Raw genomic sequence first — 22,100 nt, 5'->3', positions numbered from 1 at the left:
CTCCGAAGATTGGTTGTGTAGGAACTCCCAAATCTATCGGGTTACCCATGCCCCTTAGCACACAATCCCTGACCCACACTTCTGTCAGGAGAGCCAAACTTCAAGGGTGATAAGGTCACCGTTGTCGACGCCGCCAGCAGGAAGATTATCCACGAACTGACCGGATTCTCCATGATCCGGGGAATCTCTGTGACCGCTGATGGGAACACGCTATATGCCGCAAACAGCGGGCGGAACAGTATCTCCGTGGTGGACTTACGTAAGGGCGATATAACGAACGAAATCGAGGTCGGCCGCGAACCGTACGGTGCCGCCCTATCACCGGACAGCAAACTTCTCTTTGCCAGCAATAAGGCCGACAGCACTATTGACGTAATCGACGTCACCGCAAATACGGTAGTCAAAACACTCGGTGGCTTCAAGGAGCCCCGCCAAGCAATTGTCTTTAACCATGGCCAAAAACGTGCATATGTGTTGAACCGGGACCTTTCTGTTGCACGCGTGAATGTCGAAGACCTTTCCCTAGCAGACACGGTCCGGGACTAATCCGGTGATCGACGAACAAGGTGGGTCCCATCCATGCTCCGTGGTTAACGACTCCGGCTGGGGGCGCGGCCAGCCGTAACGCTATGGAACATCGTGTCCGCCACACGGCGACCGCCGTCATAGCCTCCCGCCCCGCACTGGCGTGCAACCGAGCCACCACACACCGCGGCACACCGCCGAGATGCGGTTGCAGCGAGCCGGCATCGATATCGCCTTGACCGCGCTCTGGGCCGCCACGAGTCGATCACCATGACCAGCACCTACCTCCATGCGACAACGATCAATAGGGCTGTAAAGGCCGGGATTCCGTAACGGCCTAACCCGCCATCAACATTGACTGTGAATGCGCCGGCAGCGGGTGAGTGTTGGGTCATACCTCGATTCGACTCCTGCGCGACTCTGACTCTCGGGTCTTTCGAATGTGGGCCCTCGGCACCGGGCCGGATTGTCGGTACGGTGGCCTCATGCAGAAGATATCGATTGATGCACTGGCCCGTCAGCAGATCGCGGCGGCTCTCGCGGCGGGCAGCGGCCGGGCCGCGGACACTGTGTACGGCGGGCACGAGAAAGTCCTTCGCCAGACCGTCATGGCGTTCAAGGCGGGCACCCGGCTAAGCGAACACCAGAACCCCGGCGAAGCCACCGTGTTTGTGCTCCGGGGCTGTGTCCGTCTGCGCGCAGGGAAGGAGTCCTGGCAGGGCAAAGCCGGCGATCTATTAATCGTGCCCGACGGGCTGCACAGCCTGGAAGCGGAAGAGGACTCGGCGATCCTGATGACCGTCGCCAAAATCAGCAGGTAGGAACCAGGACAATTAGTCCTCGAACGGCGCAGGGCCACTAATTGTGCCTCGCCCACAACTGCAGCCACACGAGCAGACGCGTTTCGGGATCGGCCAGGTCGATGCCGAAGAGGGGTTGCACGCGGGACAAACGGTAACGGACGGTGTTGACATGCACGCCGAGGGACGTCGCGGCATCAATGGCGTTGCCGCCGCAGTTCAGGTAGGCGTGAATGGTCTCCCCGAACCGCTTCTTATGCTGTTCGTCGTACCCTGCGATCTTGAGGGCATGGGCACCGGGCAATTGGCCCGACGTCGTCAGCGAAGACACTAGCTGGCGTAGCTGCAGGCGTGAGCCGAGCGAGTCGTCGTCGGCCACGATGTCATCGGAATCGGCGGAAATCCGGCCCTCGGTAACGTTGCGTACCAGTTCAGACAACACGATTTCCGCGTTGACCCGCGAGTCTTCGAGACTGTCGATCCCGGCTGCTGTCCCGAGCGCGGCCAGAACTGGGCGTGAGAGCAGCCGACGGGCATTCTGCACAATTTTCAGAATCGCGGCCCGCTGAAATTGCCGTGAGGATTCGGTGGTTTGCGGGAGGACAATGTAGACGATGTTGTCCGCGAGCCCGCAGATGGCCGAGGGAAGCCGGATGGCGCAGGCGGTCCGGATGGTGTCGAAGAGCCGGAGCCTGGATTGCAGGGTCTCGGCTGCGATGGCATCGGTCGGCCAGATGCCAACGGCCGCGACGCGGATGGACGCCGCCGAGATCCCCAGCCTGATGGCGGCCAGCTCCGCGCGTTGCGGCTCGAACAGCAACGGCTGGACCAAATCTATCTGGCGGGTCAGGTTCGAGACGTAGGTGGTCCGCTTGTGCAGGATATGCAGCGCCGCAACATTGGCGGCTTCACGAAGGATCCGGTCTGCGTCCTCGTTGTGGTGCTCCGCCCGTTCCAGGAGCCACAGCGAGCCCAGGACGGAGTCGCCGGCCCGGATGGCGATGGCTGTCCGCCGGAGCAGGGGATCCGCCGTCGCCACGTTCAACACCTCGGTGGCGGCATGGACGCGGCGGTAGTCCTTGTCAGTTTCAACGGAGTGCGGCACATGCAGCCGCAGGATGGAACTCCTGCGCGTCTCATCAATGGGCTGGTCGGGGAGGGTTGAATACGCCAGAATTGTCTGCTCCGGATCGGCGATCGCAATGGCACCGCCGGCCTGGGACGCAACCGTGTTGGCCAGATCGAACAGGTCACCCGGACGTATGTCCACCAGCGTGCGTCCCGATTGCCGGTGCGGGACGACGGCGGCGTCCATGATCTCAGCCAGCTGGTTCCACGGCACCGAGTCGGAGGCCCGGAAGAGGGCCATCCCCGTTTCTCGTGCGGCCGCCCTCAGCGCCGCGTCCGAGACGCCGTTGGATTTGTAGACAATTGCCGCATACCCGGCGTCGCTGAGCTCCCGCACCTTCACGCCAAGACGCTTGCCGGACAGTGAGAGACCGATGGCCAAGGCGACAGCCCCCGGGAACCTGGCAGGCCGGGCCGTCGAGTCGTATAGCACGGAGCCCGCTACGATCTGCTGGTCATCGGCCGGCATTTCAACGAGGCTGACAATTTCGGAACCAGCCGAACGGGCCACATCTGCCAGCGTCGGCAGAGCGTGCCTTTCCGCCGCCGGGCGCGCCGTCACTCCGCAACCGTCTGAGCCGTTTGGTAGTTGTTGCTAATAATGGTCCCCTCACTTTGTCGCTATCTCCATAGTGGCACGGTGGCTGAGTTTCTATGCTGAACCCTAACGCAGCACAGCCACAGGAGAGGCCCTCAGTGAAATCAGCGACGCCCGGCAGCTCATCCAGGTGAAGGCCCCGGTCTTCTCACGACGACGCCGGGTGCTGGCAGACGCCTTTAATGTTGAGCAATACCGGCAATCTGCCCGGAAAGTCCTGCCGTCCGGGATTTTTGACTACCTGGACGGCGGATCCGAGGACGAGGTGACGCTCCGCCGGAATCGAACCGTCTTCGACTCCTGGGCCCTTATGCCCAGCTGGGGCCCGGTTTCGGGCCCGGATACCAGTACCACCTTGCTCGGAAAAGCCACTGCCCTGCCGCTCACCCTGACGCCCACCGGGGCCACCCGGCTGTTCCATCCCGACGGCGAGCTGGCTGTCGCGGCCGCCGCGGACCTGGCCCGCGTCCCTTACGGACTGGCCGGCCTGAGCACCGTGCCGATGGAAACGATCGCGGAGCAGCACCCGAACCTCGACCGCTGGTTCAACTTCGGACTCACCTCAGACGACCAGGTACTCAAGAAGAAACTGGCGCGCTGCGAGGCTGCCGGGTTCCACACTCTGATCGTCGGCGTCGATACGCGGGCGCTGGGCGGCAGAGAGCGCGATCTGCGCAACGGATTCACGGCTCCTCCCGCGCTGACGCTGTCCACCATCGCGGATATTGCCCGACGCCCGTCCTGGTGGGTGAATTTCCTGATGTCCGAAGGTATCAGTTTCCCGAATCTGTCGGCGGAAGGCTCCGCGGCCTCCTCGGTGGTCACCCCCACCATGTGGCAGCACATCCTTGGCCACTCGGAGGCGAGCAGCGGATGGAAGGAACTGGTGGCCCTACGGCAGGCCTGGCACGGCAAGATCGTGCTCAAGGGCTGCGTCAACCCGGCCGACGTCGCGAAGGCATCCGGCATTGGCATCGACGCCGTCCAGTTGAGCAATCACGGCGGTCGCCAACTGGACCACATGCTGAGCCCCATGGATGTCCTGAAGGAATCGAGGCAGCGGGTGGGCGCGTCGATCGAGATCTACGTGGACTCCGGGATCCGCCGGGGGAGCGACATCGTCAAGGCGCTGGCGCTCGGAGCCGATGCCTGTTCGATCGGTAGGGCCTACCTGTACGGCCTGGTGGCGGCCGGCTCGCCGGGTGTCGGGCGCATCATTGAGATCTTCTCGGATGAACTGCGGCGTACGATGACGCTGGTGGGGGTTTCCAGCATTCCTGAGCTGAAGGCGCGGGGCGGGGAAATTCTTCGGGACATCCGTCATTCCCCCGAAGTCCTCGAAGCAACAGCCGCGAGCTCCATGCACTAGTCAGTTCCGAATGTGGCACACCGTGCCATCCCGCGACGTTGCGGGAGTCCGAAGAACCCCTGAACAGCTAAGGAAACCATGCGCACTCGATACCTGCTTCCCGTTCTCACCGTAGTCACGGCTATGTCGCTGTCAGGCTGCGTCAATAACAGCGAACCGGCCGCCACAGCCGGCGCGTCCGGATCGGCAGACGCCGTTGCGGTGAAGAAGAATGACTCCATTGCGGCGTCGCTTCCGGAGAAGATCAAGTCCGCCGGTGTCCTTAACGTCGGCATGGCGAACAACTACCCGCCCAACGAGTTCAAAGACGGCAACGGTGCGCCGGCGGGCTGGGCCGTGGACCTGACCAACGCCCTGGGCCAGGTGATGGGCCTGAAGGTCAACTTCGATATCGGCACCTTCGACAACATTCTTCCCGCGGTGAAGGCCGGTAAAGACGACATCGGCGTCTCCTCCTTCACCGACACCCTGGAACGCGAAAAGCAGGTGGATTTCGTGAACTATTACTCCGCCGGCATCCAGTGGGCCGCCCCCAAGGGCAAGACCGTGGACCCCGCCAACGCCTGCGGGCTCAAGGTCGCCGTCCAGGCAACCACCTACCAGGACACGCACGAGGTACCCGCGAAGTCCAAGGCGTGCACCGACGCCGGCAAGGCAGCCGTAACCATCTTCAAGTACGACGCGCAGGACCAGGCCACCAACGCTTTGGTGGTGGGACAGGTGGACGCCATGAGCGCCGATTCGCCCGTCACTCTTTATGCGATCTCCAAGACCAAGGACAAGCTGCAGACCGCCGGCAACGCCTTTGAGGTGGCACCCTACGGGATGCCCGTGGCCAAGGACAGCGCCTTCACCCCGGTTCTGCAGAAGGCGCTCCAGTCGCTGATCGACGACGGTACCTACAACAAGATCCTGGCCAAGTGGGGCGTGGAATCCGGCGGCATCAAGACGGCAACACTCAACGTCGCGGCCAACGGGTGACGCGCTTTGAGCGAGCCGGAAACCGGCAAAATGAGTGAGCCGACGCCGATAATAGCGGTCCCGCTCCGCCACCCGTGGCGGATCCTGGTGGCAGTGCTCCTGGTCCTCGGCCTGGCGGTCTTTGTGCTGGACGCCGCCCAGCGCTCGGACTACGGCTGGCCCGACGTCGGCAAGTACATCTTTGACCGCCGGATCAGCCAGGCCGCCTGGGTGACCTTGTGGCTGACCGTTTACGCAATGTTCGGCGCGATTGTCATCGGCCTGCTGCTCGCCATCATGCGGCTCTCGCCGAACCCTGTCCTGAAGAGCGTGGCGTGGCTGTACATCTGGATCTTCCGGGGAACTCCGGTCTACGTGCAGCTGGTGTTCTGGGGCATCGTCTCGCTCATCTATCCCGTTTTCACGCTGGGCATTCCGTTCATGGACCCACTGGTCACCATCCCGAATGAGGTCTTCACGAACCTCTTTATCACCGCGGTGATCGGGCTGGCCCTGAATGAGGCCGCCTACATGTCAGAGATCGTGCGGGCCGGACTGCTCTCGGTGGACGAGGGACAGGCAGAGGCCTCGACGGCGCTGGCCATGTCCTGGGGGCAGACGATGCGGTTCGTCGTTGTTCCACAGGCGATGAAGATCATCATTCCGCCGACCGGCAACGAGGTGATCTCGATGCTTAAGACCACCTCGCTGGTGGCGGCGATCCCGTTGAGCATTGACCTCTATGGGGTGTCGCGGGGTATTTCCGCCGTGACGTTCACGCCGGTGCCGCTGCTGATTGTGGCGTCCCTCTGGTACCTGCTGTTCACCTCCGCCCTGATGGTGGGCCAGCACTTCATTGAAAAGCGCTTCTCGCGCGGGACCGGACGGGTCAAGGCGGGCAAGGAACCGGCAACGCCGGAAACGGCACCGACGGCGGTTCCCGGCCAGCCCGGAGCGCCGCTCGGAACAGACTTTGGAGGAAAAGGATGACGGATGCGCCGATGGTGCTCGCGGAGCGGGTTTCCAAGAATTTCGGCTCCAACAGGGTGCTGCGCGGGATCAGCCTGGAAGTCGACCCCGGCGAGGTTCTCTGCATTGTGGGACCCAGCGGGTCGGGTAAATCGACGTTCTTACGCTGCATCAACCACCTGGAACGGGTTGATGGCGGCCGCCTCTCGGTCGACGGCCAACTGGTGGGCTACCGTCAAAAGGGAGACAAGCTCTACGAACTGAAGCTCAAGGAAGCAGCCTTCCAACGCCAGGAAATCGGGATGGTCTTCCAACGGTTCAACCTGTTTCCGCACCTGACCGCCCTGGAAAACATCGCACTGGCACCCATGCGGGTGAAGGGTCTTTCGAAGGCCAAAGCCACCGCCCGGGCCAGGGAACTGCTGGAGCGTGTGGGCCTGGGGGACAAGGGCGATGCTTACCCGGCGCACCTGTCCGGCGGCCAGCAGCAGCGCGTGGCCATCGCCCGTGCCCTGGCCATGGATCCAAAGCTCATGCTCTTTGACGAGCCGACCAGCGCCCTGGACCCGGAGCTCGTGGGCGAGGTGCTCGACGTCATGAAGGAACTGGCCAAGAGCGGCATGACCATGATCGTGGTGACCCACGAGATGGGATTTGCGCGCGAAGTAGCGGACACCCTGGTCTTTATGGACGAAGGCATGGTGGTGGAGGCCGGCCCGCCCCGGCAGGTCCTGAGCGATCCGCAGCACGACCGTACCAAGGCCTTCCTTTCCAAGGTCCTCTGACACCGGGCGTTCTGTTGTCGCTGCCCGGCGTGACGCGTCAGCTGGCCCGGCGCCGCGGACTTTGTCGCCTGGTTCGATTTTGGCCGGCACCGTGGGACAGACTGTTGCGGTGAGCAACTTTCCCCGGACGGGCCTGGCCGTCGCAGGACTCAGCCTGGGCACGGCCCTGAACCCGCTGAACTCCTCGATGATCGCCGTCGCCCTGGTGGTGCTGCGGGCGGACTTCGGGCTCGACGTCGCCACCGTCACCTGGGTGATCACGTCGTTCTATCTGACCTCGGCGGCGGGCCAGCCGTTGATGGGCCGGCTCGCGGACCGCTTCGGTCCGCGCAGGCTCTTTATGCTGGGCATGGCCTTGGTGGCCGCGACCTGCGCGGTGGCTCCGTTCGCGCCCAACTTTGCGGTCCTGTGCGTGGCCCGCGCCTTCATGGCCTTCGGCACGGCGGCCGCCTACCCGAGCGCCGTCGTTATGGTCGGGGCACTGGCCAGGCAGGCGAACGTGAAGTCCACCCGGCCGCTGGGCCGGATCCAGATGGCCAACACCTCGGCGGCTGCGGTCGGGCCCGTGGTGGGCGGTCTGCTGGTGGGCTTCGTCGGCTGGGAGGCCCTGTTCCTGGTCAACGTCCCGCTGGCGCTCGCGGCGATCCTCCTGGTCCGGCAGTTTGCACCGGCCGATGAGGACCGTGAACGCGGCCGGGCGGCTGATCTGCTGCGAGACTCGGACATCCCCGGCATCCTGGCCTTCATCGGCGCAATGGTTCTGGTGATGATGGCGTTGCTGAATGTGCTGCCGGACTACCGCTGGTGGCTGCTGGGCGCCGGCACTTTGCTCTCCGTGCTGTTCGTCTGGCGCGAGCTGCGGTTTGCCACGCCGTTCCTGGACCTGCGCCTGCTTGGCCGCAACCGCCCCCTCCTGCTGGTCTACCTCGGCTTTGCCGTGTTCAGTGCGGTCTACTACTTCGCTTTCTTCGGCCTTCCCCAGCTGCTGCAGGAAGACGGCGGATACAGTCCCGGCATTGTGGGGCTGCTGATGCTCCCGCTGGCGGCGATGTCGGTGGTGGTCACGCCGTTCGCAGTCCGCGCGATCGACCGCTTCGGCGTGAAGCGCATGCTGGTCGCCGGCGTCGTACTCCTGGTTGTGGCCTCGGCCATGATGTGGCTGCTGACAGCATCGTTCGCCATCCTGCTGGTGATCGCCCTGACCGCGCTGCTGGGCGTCCCCTACGGGGTGGTCAGCATCGCCTCGAGCCAGGGCATGTACGTGTCCACCCGGCCCGAGGAGCGCGGGGTGGCTGCCGGAATCTTCCAGACCTGCCGATACATCGGCGCGATCGCGGCGACCGTGCTGATCGGCATCTTCTATGGCACGGGCGTGAACCAGGCCAACTGGGGGCTGATGGTGCTGGTGATGCTGGGACTCGGTGTAGTGGTGTTTGTGGTGTCGCTGCTGTGGCGGGATCAGCAGTACGATACGACGGGCCAGGAGTAAGAAAACAGCGCCCACCGCATCCGCCGGAGTCGACGGCGCCGAAGCCTTCAGCCGAAGCCTTCAGAGGTGGCCTTGATGCGTGGACGGACGGCTGCTGAGCCTATTGAAGATTGACTGTTGATGTGGCAGGAGCAATAAATGAGGAAACACCGTGGACCCGACGACGGGGACTTTGAGGTGCGCGGGCAGCTGGCCCCGGGCCGCAGCCGGACAAATCCCCGCTACGCCGGGCTGCTGATCGCGGGCGCAGTTGTGGCAGCGGCCGTGGCCGTCTGGACGCTGGTGTCCGAGGGCGGTGCCATGTCCTCCGAGACCCCGGTGGAGGGCCTTGTCTTCGGCGTCTGGAAGGTGCTCTACGCCACCGAGGCGCCGGCACCGCGGGTGGTCACCGCTGCGATCGCCGTCGCGCTGGTCCTCGCGGCCGGAGTGGCGCTCCTTGAGCAACGGATCGGTAACCGCAGCCGCCGCTCGCTCAATATCAACTCGAAACCTTTGGCGCCCAAGGTCATCATGGCGGCGACGCGCGGCGTTTACGCCGGACCCGTGACCGTTACGGTACTCATTCCCGCGCACAACGAGGAAGCCTCGCTGCCGCTGACGTTGGCTTCGCTGATGGACCAGTCACACCCGCCTGAGCGGGTCATCGTCGTTGCCGACAACTGCACCGACGGGACCGTGGCCGTCTGCCGTGCCGCCGGCGTCGAGGTCTACGAAACGGTGGGGAACATCCACAAGAAGGGCGGCGCCCTCAACCAGGTGCTGAGTGAAGTCCTGCCCGGGCAGGGGGACAACGACGTCGTGATGATCATGGACGCCGATACCCAGCTCGACGACGGGTTCCTCGAGTCTGCGGTGCGGCGCCTCAGCGAGGACCGGGCCCTGATGGCCGTCGGCGGCCTGTTCTACGGTGAGCAGGGGTACGGCATGCTGGGCCAGTTCCAGCGCAACGAATACGTCCGCTACGCGCGGGACATGCGGCGGCGGCGGGGCCGGGTTTTCGTCCTGACCGGCACGGCCTCGGTCTTCCGCCCGGCAGCGCTGCGCACGGTGGCCGAAAGCCGCGGTATCTCCCTCCCGGGTACGCCCGGGGATGTCTATGACACGGCGGCCCTCACCGAGGATAACGAACTGACGATTGCCTTGAAGTCCCTCGGCGGGCTGATGATCTCACCGCATGACTGCACCGTGGTTACCGAGCTGATGCCCACGTGGCGGACCTTGTGGGCGCAGCGGCTGCGCTGGCAGCGCGGGGCACTGGAGAACCTCGGGGCCTATGGGTTCACTCCGCAGACGATGCGCTATTGGGCGCAGCAGCTGGGCATCGGCTACGGCGTGATCGCGTTGGGGTCCTACCTGCTGCTGATCGTGCTGATGCTCCTGGCCCTGGACGACTGGGTCTGGTTCCCGTTCTGGCTAGGCCTCGGCGCGATCTTCACGGTGGAACGCGTCGTTACCGTGTGGAGGGGCGGCTGGCGCGCCCGGCTGCTGGCGGTGCTGATCTTCCCCGAGCTGGTCTTCGACATGTACCTGAACATCGTCTACGTCAAGGGTGTCATCGATTCGTCCCTGGGCCGGCAGGCCGCCTGGAAGCACCTGGAACACGCCGCGTCGCCGGCAAACACACAGTCCGTAACCCTGCCGACCACTCACGGGAGACCATGATGATGACCAGCCATGTGGTGGCGCCGGCGGGAATCCTGCTGCCGCATGAGCTGCTCCAAAGCGATGCGTTCGCCACCCTGGCAGCTTTTGTTGCCATCAACACCGTCATGTACGTTGCCCTGGCGGTGGCCAAGACCCTCCCGAAGATCTATGTCTCGGACTGGGTGCGCCGCCGGAACGAGCGGGCGGAACCGCGGGGCATCGACCCGGTCGCCGCCGAGTCCGGCCGCCGCTAGGCCCGGCCGGGGAACATGCCCATTCTTCGCACCCCGGAGTGGGCATATGGGGAGTATGTCCACCCGCCGGCCCCAGCGCGGGGCATGTCCCTGAGTTGGGCCAGTAGGCCCGTGTTGGGCCAGCAGGCCCGTGTTGGGCCAGCAGGCCCGCGTTGGGCCCGCAGGCCCGCGCTAGGCCGCCGCTAGGCCCGGCCGGCGCTGGGTCGCCCGCGGCAGCTAGCGCTGTTCCTCCCGCTGGAGGGCTTTGTCGTGCTCGGCGTGGGCGCGGTGCAGCAGGTCCATGAACTCGGTCTCATCGTGGATGAGCCGCTTGTACTTCTCCGGCAGCTTCCGCAGCTGCTCCTCTTCGGTGACCATCTTGGTGAAGATCGCATCCCGTTCCGCGATGTCCGTTTCGTAGTTGAGGTCCAGGTAGTCGGTGGCGTGCCGCTTGGCACCGGAGACGGCGTTCTTGGCCTTGCCCTTGGGGCTGAAGATGGAGGCCAGGACGGTGACGGTGAGGACTCCGAGGATGACCGTAAGTGAGGCACCGGTGCTGATCTCGAGGACTTTGACGTGTTCGCCGTCGTTGATGAACGGCAGGGTGTTCTCGTGCAGGGCGTGGAGGACCAGTTTCACCCCGATGAATCCGAGGACGGCGGCAAGGCCGTAGGAGAGGTAGATCAGCCGGTCCAGCAGGCCATCGATGAGGAAGAACAGTTGCCGCAGGCCCATCAGCGAGAACGCCGTGGCCGTGAAGACGACGAATACGTTCTGGGTCAGGCCGAAGATCGCCGGAATTGAATCGAGGGCAAAGAGGATGTCCGTCCCTCCGATGGCAATCATCACCAGGAGCATCGGGGTGAGGACGCGTTTGCCGTTTTCGATCGTGAACATCTTGTCGCCGTCGTAGTGCGAGGAGGCGGGGAGGAACTTCTTGGCCAGGCGGACGATCAGTCCGTCCGAGTCGTCGTCGTGGGAATCCGGCCGGAGCAGGTTACCCGCGGTGAGCAGCAGGATGAGGCCGAAGATGTAGAAGACCCAGGAGAAGCTGTTGATCAGGGCGGCGCCGAGGAAGATGAACGCGGTCCGCGCGATCAGCGAGAAGACGATCCCGAACAGCAGCACCTTCTGTTGATCGGCGCGGGGAACCCGGAAGCTGGCCATGATGATGAGGAAGACAAAGAGGTTGTCCACGGACAGGGCCTTCTCCGTGACGTAGCCGGCGAAGTACTCCGTTCCCATCTCGACGCCGCCGAAGATCAGGACGCCGACCCCGAAGAACAGGGCGATGCTGACGTAGATGGACGACCAGATGGCCGATTCCTTCAGGGTGGGCGTGTGGGCTTTCCGCACGTGGAAGAAGAAGTCGAAGGCCAGCAGGCCCGCGATTCCGGCGATCGTCAGGGCCCAAACCAGGGTTGAAACTTGCATGTTCTCTCTTTCACTTACAGCCGGCGGCTCGAGCCGAGGGGCGGCCGGCACTGGGCCCGGCGCCCTCACAATCTGCCCTTTTTCTCTGCCACTAGCCTACCCGGGGGCGGCCGGCTGCTCTTTCAGCCTGCCAGCCGCCCACCCGCATCAGCCGCCCACCCGCAGGCCTGCGTCAGCTGTCGAACAATCCCCGCACGTCCTCCGCCGACAGGGCCGAGGAGAACATCGCGTCGTCGTCCAGCACAGCGGTAAACAGCTTGGCCTTCTTTTCCTTGAGCGCCATGACTTTCTCCTCGATGGTGTCCCTGGCCACCAGCCGGTAGACCATGACGTTCCGGGTCTGGCCGATCCTGTGGGTGCGGTCAACGGCCTGCGCCTCGGTGGCGGGATTCCACCACGGGTCCAGCAGGAAGACGTAGTCCGCCTCGGTCAGGTTCAGCCCGAATCCGCCGGCCTTGAGGCTGATGAGGAACACCGGGGCGCTGCCGGATTTAAACTGCTCGATCACGTCGGCGCGCCGGCGGGTCTTGCCGTCCAGATAGGCGTAGGGGATGCCTTCCGCGTCAAGCCGTGCGGCGGCCTTGCCCAGGAAGCCGGTGAACTGGCTGAAGATCAGGGCGCGGTGCCCCTCGGCCACGATGTCTTCGAGCTGCTCCAGCAGGGCATCGAGCTTGCTGGACGGGACGGACGCGTACTTCTCGTCCACCAGGGAAGCGTCCAGGCTGAGCCTGCGCAGCATCGTCAGGGACTTGAAGATCGCGAAGCGGTTCTTGTCCATGTCATCCAGCATCCCCAGAACCTTCTGCCGTTCGCGCTGAAGGTGCCGCTGGTAGATGGTGCGGTGCCGCGGCGCCAGATCCAGCTCCAGCACCTGTTCCTGCTTGGCGGGCAGGTCCTTGGCCACCAGGTCCTTGGTGCGCCGCATCATCAGCGGCCGGATCCGGCGTCGTAATTGCGTCAGTTTCGCCGCGTCGCCCTCTTTCTCCACCGGTTTCCGGTAATACTCGGCGAAGTTCTTCGACGACGGGAACAAGCCCGGGGCGGTGATCGCGAACATCGACCACAACTCCATCAGGTTGTTCTCCATGGGCGTGCCCGTGATGGCGAGTTTGAACGGGGCGGGGAAGCGGCGGGCGTTCTGGCTGGTCTTGGTGGCCGGATTCTTCACAAACTGTGCCTCGTCCAGCATCAGCCCGGCCCATTGCTGGGCGGCGTAGGCCTCATAGTCGAGCCGGAAGAGCGTATAGGAAACAACCACGACGTCGGACCCGTCGGTGAGTTCCGCCAGATCAGTCCCGCTGCGCCGCAGCGTGTCCGTGGCGGCGGTGACGCGCAACCCGGGGGCGAAGCGTCCGATTTCCGCGGCCCAGTTGGGGACCACGGAGGTCGGGGCGACCACCAGGAAGGGGTGGCGCGCGGCTGCGTCCGGGCCCGGGGCGCCGATGCCGTTCTTGGCGTGGCAGATCAGGGCGATGGCCTGCAGGGTTTTGCCCAGGCCCATATCGTCCGCGAGCACGCCGCCTAGGCCGTGCTCCCACAGGAAGGCCAGCCAGTTGAAGCCGTCCTGCTGATAGGGGCGCAGCGATGCGTTGATTCCGGACGGCAGCGGCACATCCAGCAGCTCCGAGAACTTCAGCAGTCCGCCGACGCTCCGCCGCCAGGATTCGGCCTGCTCGGCGGTGGCGGCCAGCTCCTCGAGCTCGTCCCAGAGCCCGGCCTGGTACCGGCTGATCCGCAGGGGCCCTTCGTGGTCCTGCAGCGACCTGGCTTCCTCGATCAGCCGGCGCAGCTGGAGGAACTCGGGCTGGTCGAGCCGGAAATAGTTGCCGTTGGAGAGCATCAGGTGTTCTTCGCCCGCAGCCAGAGCGCGGAAGAGGTGGTCGAAGGGAACGTCTTCCCCGCCCAGGGTGACCGTGACGCCCAAGTCAAACCAGTCGCCGTCGTCCGTTCCCTTGGTGCTGATGCCGATGAGCGGCGTGTCCGTCAGCTCGTTGTAGTCCGGCACCTGGCCCGTGGTGTCCACCCGGACGTGCTCTAGCTGTTCCAGCGCGGGCAGCGCCTCGGTAGTGAACCGGGCGGCGGCGACGTTGGTGAGCACCGCCGGCGCAGTGCTGCCCGGGTGGCCGGACGAAGTGTCCGGGAACTGCTCCTGCCAGGCAGCCGGAAACGGGGCCAGGATCCCGGCTACCCGGGCCAGGAGCTGCGCTTCCACGGGGTGGTCGCGGTAGCCGGTGCCGGTGCCGACGTCGGGCAGCGGCTGGCGGGTGACGATGCCCGCGGACGCGTACTCCCAGTGCCAGTGAAGCTGCAGCGCGCCGGGATCCTGCGGCGCTCCTGCCTTGGGGCGGCGCTGGGTCCGGCCGGACGGCCCCCGGTCCGAGGAGGCGTCACGCGGGACGTGGGCGGCTGTCAGCACCAGCTCCGGCGGCAGAATCTGCGGCAGCTCCACGGAGTCATCGCTGCAGATGAGGTCTGCTGCCTGGGCCAGTTGCGGGAAACTGGCACCCAGGAAGGCATCGCGGGCCGCCGCGGGAACTAACAGCTCCGTGCGGTGGCGGATCAGCGGCCGGACGGCGTCGGGAACGGGAGCCGTGCTCGGGGCCAGCTGGAGACCACGGGCTGCCGTGGAGGTTTCCGGCCCCGTGCCGGCGTCCCACCAAAACAGTCCGTGGCCGGGCTGGCCAATGACGCCCATCGCGGCGGGATCCACGGAACCACCGTCGGCGTCGACGCCGCCGCCGCTAACGTGCGGTGCCAGCCGCAGCCCGCCGTCGTGAGCGCGGATGTCCAGCGAAATGGTGACGGGCTCATGAACCACGACGGCGTCGCCGGACTTTGCGGACACCAGCGCCACACCGATGTCATGGGCTTGGGCGAGGAGCTGCCAGAGCAACGGGCTGTCGAAGCGTTCCAGCGGCAGGTGCGTGTACGGCAGTTGCGTGCCTTCGGCAGCGAAGAGCGTGGCAAAGATGCGCATCCAACGAATCTGTTCCGGACTGAATTCCTCGAGTTGGTATCCGTAATACGTCCGCCCGAAGGTATCCCAGCGCAGGTTTCCCGCCACCCACTTGCCCTTGGCATTTTGCCGCACCGGCCTGGCGGTCAGGCTGACCGGCAAGGCGGATTGGTTCTGCCACGGGTCAACGCGGGCACGCTGGGACCAGGACGGCTGGCTGGCACCGGACTCCTGCAGTTCCAGCTGCACACCGAGCTTCAGCGTTGGCTTGCTGGCGCCGCGAAGTCCCTGTCCGCCGGCGAAACCCGTATACCGTGATGTCGCCTCCGGGTGAAGAAGGGATTGGATCTGCTCCTGCCAGGGAGCGGGAGGCGCCTTCTTCTGGACAGCTTTCTGGACGACGGGTTTCTGAAGTGCTTTCTGGGCGGCTTTGGGGGCGGCTTTCGGGGCGGTGGACGCGGGCTGCTTTCCAGGCGCCGCCTGCTTCGGCGTGGCCGGCTGCACGGGAGCGTTGGCGCCTGCAGCGGCCGGCGGAAGATCCAGGAGCGCCGGCTTATCGACGGTGTACCCGCTGCTGATTTCCACGAGCAAAGCGGCCACATGCTTGCAGTTGGCGCGCATAGGGCAGGAGCAATCGCCCCATTCAGGAGCCAAACCGCTCTTACCCTCTTTGAAGGAGACCTTGGTCCGGTAGGGGGCGCCGCGGTTGCCCTGGACCCTGGCCTTCAGCTGCAGGGACTTGGGATACCACTCGACGTCGGAAACGGCGCCCCTGCGCGCATAGATGCGGCCGCGGCTCAGGGAGGTACTGCCCACAAGAGAGCTGATCGCGGGGGCGGCGAGCTGGGGCGGGTACGTGGTTGTCACGGCTTAACGGTACCGGCCCGCAGGTGGACCTGTCTCGCTCGGCCGGGCCGTGGCCGTCATAAAGGATCCGGCTATGGCTGAAGAGGGGGGCGTCGGGACGCCGGCCCGGCAGCGCTCATGCGGTATGGCCGGGGGACTGTTCGTGGGCGAGGTCCGTGACCCATTCAGGGGTCACCTTGCTAAGCCGACGGTCCGTGACTTCCCGGAGTTGGGCCGCCGCGATCTGCATGGCGAGGCCGTCGTCGAAGGCTGCTTCCGGTTCTGCGTGCGCGCGCATAGTGGATGTGGGCGCGGCGTGTGTGGCGGCGGCGTGCGGCGATTGCGCTTCGGCCTTTGCGCGGGCCGCACGGACCTGGGCCGCGTGGTCGAGAGACTTTTCCGATGCGGCTTCGAGGACGGCGAGCTCCCCGTCGCCGGCCAGTTCGCTGTCACCCAGGATTTTGAGGACCTTCAGCCCTATGGTGCCGCGGTTCGTGTCCCCGGAGTAGACGGCGTCCAGGGCCCATTGGGTCCGCCTCCACCATTCGGCGCGGTTGTCCGCTTCGGCTTTCTGCTCCAGGGTCCGCCAGCCGATGACCCCGGCGATGACGGCACCGAGGATCACCGCCAGCGGCCCCAGAGCGGCAAGAATCTGCCACCACTCGGCTGGGCCGGTGTAGACAAAGACCTCCACCGGTGTTGGAGACGGAGTCGGTGGCATGCGACCAGCTTAAGCCGCAGCCCGGACGGTCACCGGCGCTCCGGCCGGCGCGGCGTGTTCCCTGGGCGTCTCATTCCCGGCGCGCGCGGTGCGGTCAGTTGGTCAGTGCCGGGATGATGGCGCCCGAGAACACCTGCCATGCGAGGGCGGTCTTGGCGATGAGGCTGAGGGTGATGTAGACCCGTTCGCCGTAGAGGTAGTCGCGCCACGGCCCCACCTGGCGGTATTGGAGCACCTGGTTGATCGCGAACGTGTTGAAGAACAGGAACAGCGAGATGATGATGCCGTAGACGAAGGCGGGCGGTTCCACCGTGCTGGTCGACCCGGGGGAGAAGAAGTAGATCAGGATCACGATCCACGGCACCGCCCCGGCCATGGACCCCAGAATGAAGGGCAGGAAATTGCCGCTGCCGGGCTTCTCGTATTTTTCCTGCAGTGCGCCAAAGCCGATCATCGCGGCGTTGGCGGCGAAGAGTGAGAACAGGGCGGCGATATCGGTGATCCCGGTGGTCTGGGCGATGAGCCAGATCATCACCGACGAGCTGAGCGAGTACTCCACCCAGCGGAAGTAGTTGTGGTTGGCCCTGAGCCCGGCACCGTAGCGCGGGAAGAACAGGGGTGATGCGACGGCGAAGTGGAACAGCGCGGAGAGCGCGAGGAACAGGACAACACCCGCGCCCACGTTCACGGCAAAGAGTTCCACGCGCTCAGGCGGCAGCGGGAAGCCGGGCGGACCTGAGAGGTAGTCAGCTGTCACACCGAAGGTGACCTGGGTGCTCAGCATTGCCAGAATGATCGCAAAGACGATGGCTTGGACCAGGTGCAGGGACCCGGCTACGAGGTTGTACGGGCGAAGACGGCGGATGCTGTCGTCGGCGGTCCTGGCTGTGCGCGCCATGGGGTGCTCCTCGGTGAGCGGACGAACAGCGTCCGTGATGCCCACGGTAGCAGCCGGGCCCCGCGTGTGGCCAGAGATACAGCAGTCCTGTCTGGGGAGGCCAGGAGGACCAGCTCGGAGCCCCGTGGCCTGGTCCTCAACGCCGTCATCCAATGGAAGACCCGATACCTGGACGCCACGCTCGCCGTGCTCGGCTGTCGCGGCGCCGGTGTGCCGATGAAGACGTACAACGCCCCTCCCACCGGTCTTAGAACACATCAACAGCTTGCGGATCCTTCAGCTGGACGAACCTTCATTCTCTGAGGAGTTTTCGTCCCACCGATGAGTTGCTGTGCTTGAATGCGTCTAGAAGAAGCGAGCGTGGTAGCGAAGCCACGAAAGTCGACTAGAAAGAGGCAGACGTCATGGCGAAATCTTCGGACAACCACCTTTGGGCTCTAGCGCATGCTGTGCGCGCCGCGCTGGCGGAGGACCTGGCAATCCTTAGCCCGGAGCAGTGGCATCACGGAACTCTATGTGGGCGGTGGGATGTCGAGCAAGTCGTCGCGCATCTCACTGCCGCAGCGAGCCTGAACCAGTGGCAGTGGCTGCGCAGCATGCTCGGTGCACGCTTCCGCCCTGACGTGCACAACCAGCGCCGACTGGAGGAGCACCGCGGTAGCACTTCGGCCGAAACCCTGGTCCGGTTTCGCGCCGTCATCAACAGCAGCGTCGCACCGTCCTCCGACACTCCGGCCTATCTGGGGGAGGTAGTGGTGCACGCGCAAGACATCCGCCACCCGCTGGGACTTCCCCGTACTCCGAGCATTGACGCGTTGACACCCGTCGCGGAGTTCTACGCGCGCCGCAACTTCACAGTTGCCAGCCGCACGCACGCTGCAGGCCTCCAGTTGAAGGCAGATGACGGGCCCTTCACCGCGGGTACGGGACCGCTTGTTACCGGGTCGACCCTCGCGCTGGTGATGACGATGGCCGGACGCGTTCCTTACCTTGAGGACCTCCAGGGTCCCGGCCTGCCGACTCTTCGGTCACGCCTCGGCGGCACCGCATTTGGACCTCCCCGGCTGCAGGACGACACCGTGGCGTAGTTGCTCCTGTATCCGGACGGAAGATAGGTGTCCGACTTGCCCCAGCCCGTCGACCATGCGTTCACCGCACCCATCGGAGTCCAGATCAAAGGTGAGGCATGGACGGCAAAAGCCGAAGCAGATCCCTACCGCAGGCAACCGCGAGGAACCGGAGGCAACCACCGGCGGAGGCGGCCCCGAGAGGCCGCCCCCGCCGTCGTGCTTCTAGATCTTTGCTGAGTAGGCCTTGGGCAGCTTCAGTCCGCGCTCTTCCATGACGGTGCGCAGGCGGGTGGGGTAATCGCTGATGATGCCGTCCACGCCAAGGTCCATCAGCCGGTTCATGTCTGCCGTGGTGTTGACGGTCCAGGGGATAACCGGCAGGCCGAGCTCATGGGCTTCGGTGATCATACCGGCGGTGACGGAGCGGAAGGCGGGGGAGATGGAGTCGTATCCCTGGGCCGCCGCTGCCTTCGCGAGGGACCCGCCGTAGGTGTCGATGTCGATGCCGCCGAGGTTGGGGCTGGCGCCGGGCTTCCCGACCTCCAGCCAGGCGTCGCCGCTGGACAGCGCAGCGAGCGGCAGCTCCGGGGCGATCTTCTTAGTCAGGTTCAGCGACGACCAGTCGAACGACTGCACCGTGCTTCGCTTGGCCATGCCGGAGGCCTGGATCTCCGTGACCACTGCCTTGGTCAGGGCCACCATGCCCTCGCCGCCGGACTTCCCGTCCTCCACTTTGGTCTCGATGTTGAAGCGGACCTTCTTGGCGCCGGCGTCGCGAACCAGCCCGAACACGTCCTTGAGCTCAGCGATCCGGTTGCCCTCGATCACGTCCTGCTCCGGGTAGCCCTTGAGCTGGGTAAACCCGCAATCCAGCGTCTTGACCTGGGCAAGCGACAGCTCCGCGACACGGTCGCCGACATACGGGAAGGCGGCGTCGCCCGGCGTGGCCGGCGCAGTGTCCGTGCACTTGTCGGCCTGGATGGTGTCGTCGTGCCAGACGATGACCTTGCCGTCGTTGGTCAGATGGGTGTCCAGTTCCAGGGTGGTCACGCCGAGCTTCAGCGAGTTGGCGAAGGCGGCCAGGGATTCCTCGGTCCACTCGCCGCGGCCTCCGCGGTGGGACTGCAGGTCAAAGGAACCGTTGCTCTCGTTGGTCTTGATTCTGGCTGTTGCCTTTGCGGCAGCGGTTCCGGCAGCGTTCGACGACGGCGCGGAGCCGGCTTCCGGGTTCGACGCGGCGACGGCGGGGCTCGCCAGGGAGGCGATGAGCGCGGCGGCGGCCGCGGCAGTCAGGACTGTGCGCATAGTGATGGTTCCTCCTGGGTGACGGTTGCCGGCGTTGCGCCGGCGACCCGTCAACCCTACGGAGGCGAGATGGACTGCCGTGTTCGGCGATCTGGACGTTCGGTGAACACTTTATCGCCGCGCCGGAAGCCGCGGCTGTCCGCCTGGTCGCGACGTTCCAGCCCAGTTACTGGGTTCCGGGACCCGTTTCGGCTCGAGGGAACCGCGGGATTCCGGGGGTGCCGGACGGCGCGCGTGGAAGTAACTGGGCGGGAGCGTCGTGCCGAAGCCCTGAGGACCCTCAAAGCGGCCATCTTCGGCGAACGGCTGGAGGACCTACAGTCTCTTGATCAGACTCGCTCCTCCGGCGCGGACACCGGCGTGGATATCGGCGTCGTCTCCGCACCGGATACATGGCATGGTGAAGAGGTTGGACATGTCGCCCACTTTCAAAAGGTCATGATCTTCACCATCCGCACATGCTTCTTGATATGGTGAAGATATGGAACATCGGGTTGAGACTCCATTCTTCCGGGCAGTGGATGCCAAGTCGTTCGGGGCATCGGTCCGGGTCGCCCGGCAGGAACACGGATTGACCCAAAGCGGGCTGGCTGAGCTCATCAATGCCAGCCGCCACACAATTGTCCGGCTGGAGCAAGGAGAGAACGTTTCCCTCGGGACGGCCTTCGCCGCGGTGCGTGCCCTTGAACGGGACATTGCCCTCATCCCACGGTTCTCGCGCCTGGACCTGAAGCGGTGACTACGCGCGCGGGGCGGCTTGCCGTCTGGCTGCACGGGCGGCAGATTGCCTGGCTCACGGGGACCTCACTGCGTCCCCGGCTGGAATACCTGCCGGATCTCGTCGCTGAATATGGTGCGGGTGCGGCACTCCTTTCGCTATCGCTGCCGCTGCAGTCGAAACCCATCGCTGGCCCGGCGGTCCTGAACTTCTTCGACGGACTCCTGCCGGAGGGCCAGGTGCGCGCGCACCTCGCTGAACTGCACAAGGTCGCCTCCACGGACATCAAGGCGCTGCTTGCGGCCGTCGGTGCGGACTGCGCCGGAGCGGTGCAGGTTCTTCCTGAAGGCGTGGATCCTGCTGGGTCCGGGGAGTTGCTGCCCATGTCGGAGGCGGAAGTGGTGACTGCGGTTGAGTCCCTGCCCGCGTGGGATCTGCCGGAGAACTTCGCCATCACCGCTTCACTGGGTGGCATTCAATCTAAGATCCTGTTGTCCCGCGCGGGCGGCCGCTGGTATTGGCCGGCCCGGGGCGCGGCATCCACACACATCATCAAGCCTGACCCTCTTGATTCGCCCATTCCGCATCTCCTGGCCGCTGAGCACTGGGCGCTGGAACTTGCCCGGGCCGCAGGCCTTTCCGCAGCCACGACGCGGAGGGACCGGTTCGGCAAGAGGGATGCCCTGGTGGTTGAGCGTTACGACCGCACCAAAGAACACCTCAGAATTCACCAGGAGGATTTCACCCAGGTTCTCGGGCTCGCGTCCGTGGCGAAGTGCGACCAGTCGACGGCAGCACCGTCCCGCCTTGCGCAGGTGGCCGCAGCCGGTTCGCCGCACACACGAAACCCGGCGTCCTTCAAGGCTGATCTTCTGAAAACTGTGGCCTTCAATGTCCTAATCGGCAATGGTGACGCCCATTCCAAAAACTATTCGGTGTCGATCCGCGAAACGGGTGAGGTTTTGCTGGCGCCTCTCTACGACGCCGCGCCGACGCTGCTCCTATATGCGCGGAGCTCCAACGCTGGGCATTCTGTTGCGGGCCAGTCCCGTTTGAACTACATCACCCTCGACCACTTGGTTCGCGAGGGCGTCACGTGGGGGATTGACCCCGGAGTGGCCCGAACGGCCGTGGGCGAGGTCCTCATGGCGGCTGCCGAGGCGCAGGTGCCGGTATCCGAGGGCCTGGAGCATTTGCCGGCTCTCACCGCCGGCAGGGCTTGCGATTTGCTCGCCGGGCGCACCGCCCGACGTCAACAGGCATCGGACGGCTCGACGGCGTGACCGCCACGTCGGGCAGTGCTGTTGTCGCTGGTGCGGAAGGCGAATTCTACGTTTCTCATGGGAATGTGGACAGCCCCGCGTCGAAGAATGTGGCCTTCAGCGTCAGCCCGGCAGCGCCTACGCGGCGAATTTCCGCAGAGAGGTTATGAGCCGGGCAATGTTGCCGCTGCGGGCCATCGATTGATCTTCCAGACATGTCATGTCCGGGGACAGGTGGCTGGGACTGCTGGCGGGCGCCCATTTCCCAGAGATGGCCGGTACGAAGCCTCCCAAGACGGCCATCTTTGCCCATTTGCCACAGACGGCCGCTATGGCACCTCCCTTGGCGGCCATCTTCGGCGAATCGGTGACCCGGTGGCCGCCCCATCT

Annotated in this window: 18 protein-coding genes; 12 read left to right on the top strand and 6 right to left on the bottom strand. The window is 65.1% G+C overall.

Going from position 1 to position 22,100, the window contains the following annotated elements; translation table 11 throughout:
• The first annotated feature begins 171 nt into the window (after positions 1 to 171).
• Both RCH07_RS09475 and RCH07_RS09470 read left to right on the top strand, forming a co-directional pair.
• Complete coding sequence (locus RCH07_RS09475; protein ID WP_326967217.1) at positions 172 to 546, top strand: YncE family protein; 375 nt, start codon at positions 172 to 174, stop codon at positions 544 to 546.
• Between the two features lie 464 nt (positions 547 to 1,010).
• Positions 1,011 to 1,346, top strand: coding sequence for a cupin domain-containing protein (locus RCH07_RS09470; protein WP_326967216.1), 336 nt, complete (start codon positions 1,011 to 1,013; stop codon positions 1,344 to 1,346).
• A gap of 37 nt (positions 1,347 to 1,383) precedes the next feature.
• On the opposite strand, the gene RCH07_RS09465 is transcribed toward RCH07_RS09470, so the two are convergent.
• Positions 1,384 to 2,964 (bottom strand): PucR family transcriptional regulator, encoded by a 1,581-nt coding sequence (locus RCH07_RS09465; RefSeq protein ID WP_326967215.1) that lies wholly within the window; start codon positions 2,962 to 2,964, stop codon positions 1,384 to 1,386.
• A gap of 217 nt (positions 2,965 to 3,181) precedes the next feature.
• Between RCH07_RS09465 and RCH07_RS09460 the strand changes: the two genes are divergently transcribed.
• The 7 genes from RCH07_RS09460 (at position 3,182) to RCH07_RS09430 (ending at position 10,521) form a co-directional block, all read left to right on the top strand.
• Positions 3,182 to 4,420: an alpha-hydroxy acid oxidase gene (locus RCH07_RS09460; protein ID WP_326967214.1), complete on the top strand. Its 1,239-nt coding sequence runs from the start codon at positions 3,182 to 3,184 to the stop codon at positions 4,418 to 4,420.
• Between the two features lie 78 nt (positions 4,421 to 4,498).
• A complete protein-coding gene (locus tag RCH07_RS09455; RefSeq protein ID WP_326967213.1) occupies positions 4,499 to 5,401 on the top strand; it encodes an ABC transporter substrate-binding protein in 903 nt (300 codons plus the stop codon).
• A gap of 30 nt (positions 5,402 to 5,431) precedes the next feature.
• A complete protein-coding gene (locus tag RCH07_RS09450) occupies positions 5,432 to 6,370 on the top strand; it encodes an amino acid ABC transporter permease (protein WP_326967212.1) in 939 nt (312 codons plus the stop codon).
• Positions 6,367 to 7,134: an amino acid ABC transporter ATP-binding protein gene (locus RCH07_RS09445; protein ID WP_326967211.1), complete on the top strand. Its 768-nt coding sequence runs from the start codon at positions 6,367 to 6,369 to the stop codon at positions 7,132 to 7,134. The genes RCH07_RS09450 and RCH07_RS09445 overlap by 4 nt, the downstream gene beginning before the upstream one ends.
• A 109-nt stretch (positions 7,135 to 7,243) precedes the next feature.
• Complete coding sequence (locus tag RCH07_RS09440; protein WP_326967210.1) at positions 7,244 to 8,623, top strand: MFS transporter; 1,380 nt, start codon at positions 7,244 to 7,246, stop codon at positions 8,621 to 8,623.
• 138 nt (positions 8,624 to 8,761) lie between these two features.
• Entirely contained in the window at positions 8,762 to 10,285 is a 1,524-nt protein-coding gene (locus RCH07_RS09435) for a glycosyltransferase (RefSeq protein WP_326967209.1), read from the top strand.
• Positions 10,282 to 10,521 carry a hypothetical protein gene (locus tag RCH07_RS09430; RefSeq protein ID WP_326967208.1) on the top strand — a complete coding sequence of 80 codons (240 nt, stop codon included), beginning with the start codon at positions 10,282 to 10,284 and terminating at the stop codon, positions 10,519 to 10,521. The genes RCH07_RS09435 and RCH07_RS09430 overlap by 4 nt, the downstream gene beginning before the upstream one ends.
• Positions 10,522 to 10,737: 216 nt before the next feature.
• Here the strand turns inward: RCH07_RS09430 and RCH07_RS09425 are convergent, their stop codons facing one another.
• From RCH07_RS09425 to heR, 4 genes are all read right to left on the bottom strand, one after another.
• Positions 10,738 to 11,934 (bottom strand): TerC family protein, encoded by a 1,197-nt coding sequence (locus RCH07_RS09425; RefSeq protein ID WP_326967207.1) that lies wholly within the window; start codon positions 11,932 to 11,934, stop codon positions 10,738 to 10,740.
• Between the two features lie 172 nt (positions 11,935 to 12,106).
• Complete coding sequence (locus RCH07_RS09420; RefSeq protein WP_326967206.1) at positions 12,107 to 15,757, bottom strand: DEAD/DEAH box helicase; 3,651 nt, start codon at positions 15,755 to 15,757, stop codon at positions 12,107 to 12,109.
• Between the two features lie 115 nt (positions 15,758 to 15,872).
• Positions 15,873 to 16,457 (bottom strand): hypothetical protein, encoded by a 585-nt coding sequence (locus tag RCH07_RS09415; protein WP_326967205.1) that lies wholly within the window; start codon positions 16,455 to 16,457, stop codon positions 15,873 to 15,875.
• A gap of 94 nt (positions 16,458 to 16,551) precedes the next feature.
• Complete coding sequence (gene heR / locus RCH07_RS09410) at positions 16,552 to 17,355, bottom strand: heliorhodopsin HeR (protein ID WP_326967204.1); 804 nt, start codon at positions 17,353 to 17,355, stop codon at positions 16,552 to 16,554.
• A gap of 404 nt (positions 17,356 to 17,759) precedes the next feature.
• On the opposite strand from heR, the gene RCH07_RS09405 reads away from it, so the two are divergent.
• Complete coding sequence (locus tag RCH07_RS09405) at positions 17,760 to 18,443, top strand: maleylpyruvate isomerase family mycothiol-dependent enzyme (RefSeq protein ID WP_326967203.1); 684 nt, start codon at positions 17,760 to 17,762, stop codon at positions 18,441 to 18,443.
• Positions 18,444 to 18,647: 204 nt separating this feature from the next.
• Here RCH07_RS09405 and RCH07_RS09400 read toward each other — a convergent pair whose 3' ends face one another.
• Positions 18,648 to 19,730, bottom strand: a complete 1,083-nt coding sequence (locus RCH07_RS09400) for a glycerophosphodiester phosphodiesterase family protein (RefSeq protein ID WP_326967202.1) — start codon at positions 19,728 to 19,730, stop codon at positions 18,648 to 18,650.
• 481 nt (positions 19,731 to 20,211) lie between these two features.
• On the opposite strand from RCH07_RS09400, the gene RCH07_RS09395 reads away from it, so the two are divergent.
• Both RCH07_RS09395 and RCH07_RS09390 read left to right on the top strand, forming a co-directional pair.
• Positions 20,212 to 20,469 carry a helix-turn-helix transcriptional regulator gene (locus RCH07_RS09395; RefSeq protein WP_326967201.1) on the top strand — a complete coding sequence of 86 codons (258 nt, stop codon included), beginning with the start codon at positions 20,212 to 20,214 and terminating at the stop codon, positions 20,467 to 20,469.
• Complete coding sequence (locus RCH07_RS09390) at positions 20,466 to 21,731, top strand: type II toxin-antitoxin system HipA family toxin (protein ID WP_326967200.1); 1,266 nt, start codon at positions 20,466 to 20,468, stop codon at positions 21,729 to 21,731. The genes RCH07_RS09395 and RCH07_RS09390 overlap by 4 nt, the downstream gene beginning before the upstream one ends.
• Positions 21,732 to 22,100 lie beyond the last annotated feature (369 nt).

The organism is Arthrobacter sp. CG_A4 (assembly GCF_035985125.1).
Lineage (GTDB): Bacteria > Actinomycetota > Actinomycetes > Actinomycetales > Micrococcaceae > Arthrobacter.
This window is presented reverse-complemented; position numbering and strand designations above follow the sequence as displayed.

Excerpts from the sequence above, each read along its gene's own strand:
- RCH07_RS09475 (WP_326967217.1), top strand. The coding sequence starts at position 172 with ATGATCCGGGGAATCTCTGTGACCGCTGATGGGAACACGCTATATGCC.
- RCH07_RS09470 (WP_326967216.1), top strand. The coding sequence starts at position 1,011 with ATGCAGAAGATATCGATTGATGCACTGGCCCGTCAGCAGATCGCGGCG.
- RCH07_RS09455 (WP_326967213.1), top strand. The coding sequence starts at position 4,499 with ATGCGCACTCGATACCTGCTTCCCGTTCTCACCGTAGTCACGGCTATG.
- RCH07_RS09450 (WP_326967212.1), top strand. The coding sequence starts at position 5,432 with ATGAGTGAGCCGACGCCGATAATAGCGGTCCCGCTCCGCCACCCGTGG.
- RCH07_RS09445 (WP_326967211.1), top strand. The coding sequence starts at position 6,367 with ATGACGGATGCGCCGATGGTGCTCGCGGAGCGGGTTTCCAAGAATTTC.
- RCH07_RS09435 (WP_326967209.1), top strand. The coding sequence starts at position 8,762 with ATGAGGAAACACCGTGGACCCGACGACGGGGACTTTGAGGTGCGCGGG.
- RCH07_RS09430 (WP_326967208.1), top strand. The coding sequence starts at position 10,282 with ATGATGATGACCAGCCATGTGGTGGCGCCGGCGGGAATCCTGCTGCCG.
- RCH07_RS09425 (WP_326967207.1), bottom strand. The coding sequence starts at position 11,934 with ATGCAAGTTTCAACCCTGGTTTGGGCCCTGACGATCGCCGGAATCGCG.
- RCH07_RS09415 (WP_326967205.1), bottom strand. The coding sequence starts at position 16,457 with ATGCCACCGACTCCGTCTCCAACACCGGTGGAGGTCTTTGTCTACACC.
- heR (WP_326967204.1), bottom strand. The coding sequence starts at position 17,355 with ATGGCGCGCACAGCCAGGACCGCCGACGACAGCATCCGCCGTCTTCGC.
- RCH07_RS09405 (WP_326967203.1), top strand. The coding sequence starts at position 17,760 with ATGGCGAAATCTTCGGACAACCACCTTTGGGCTCTAGCGCATGCTGTG.
- RCH07_RS09400 (WP_326967202.1), bottom strand. The coding sequence starts at position 19,730 with ATGCGCACAGTCCTGACTGCCGCGGCCGCCGCCGCGCTCATCGCCTCC.
- RCH07_RS09395 (WP_326967201.1), top strand. The coding sequence starts at position 20,212 with ATGGAACATCGGGTTGAGACTCCATTCTTCCGGGCAGTGGATGCCAAG.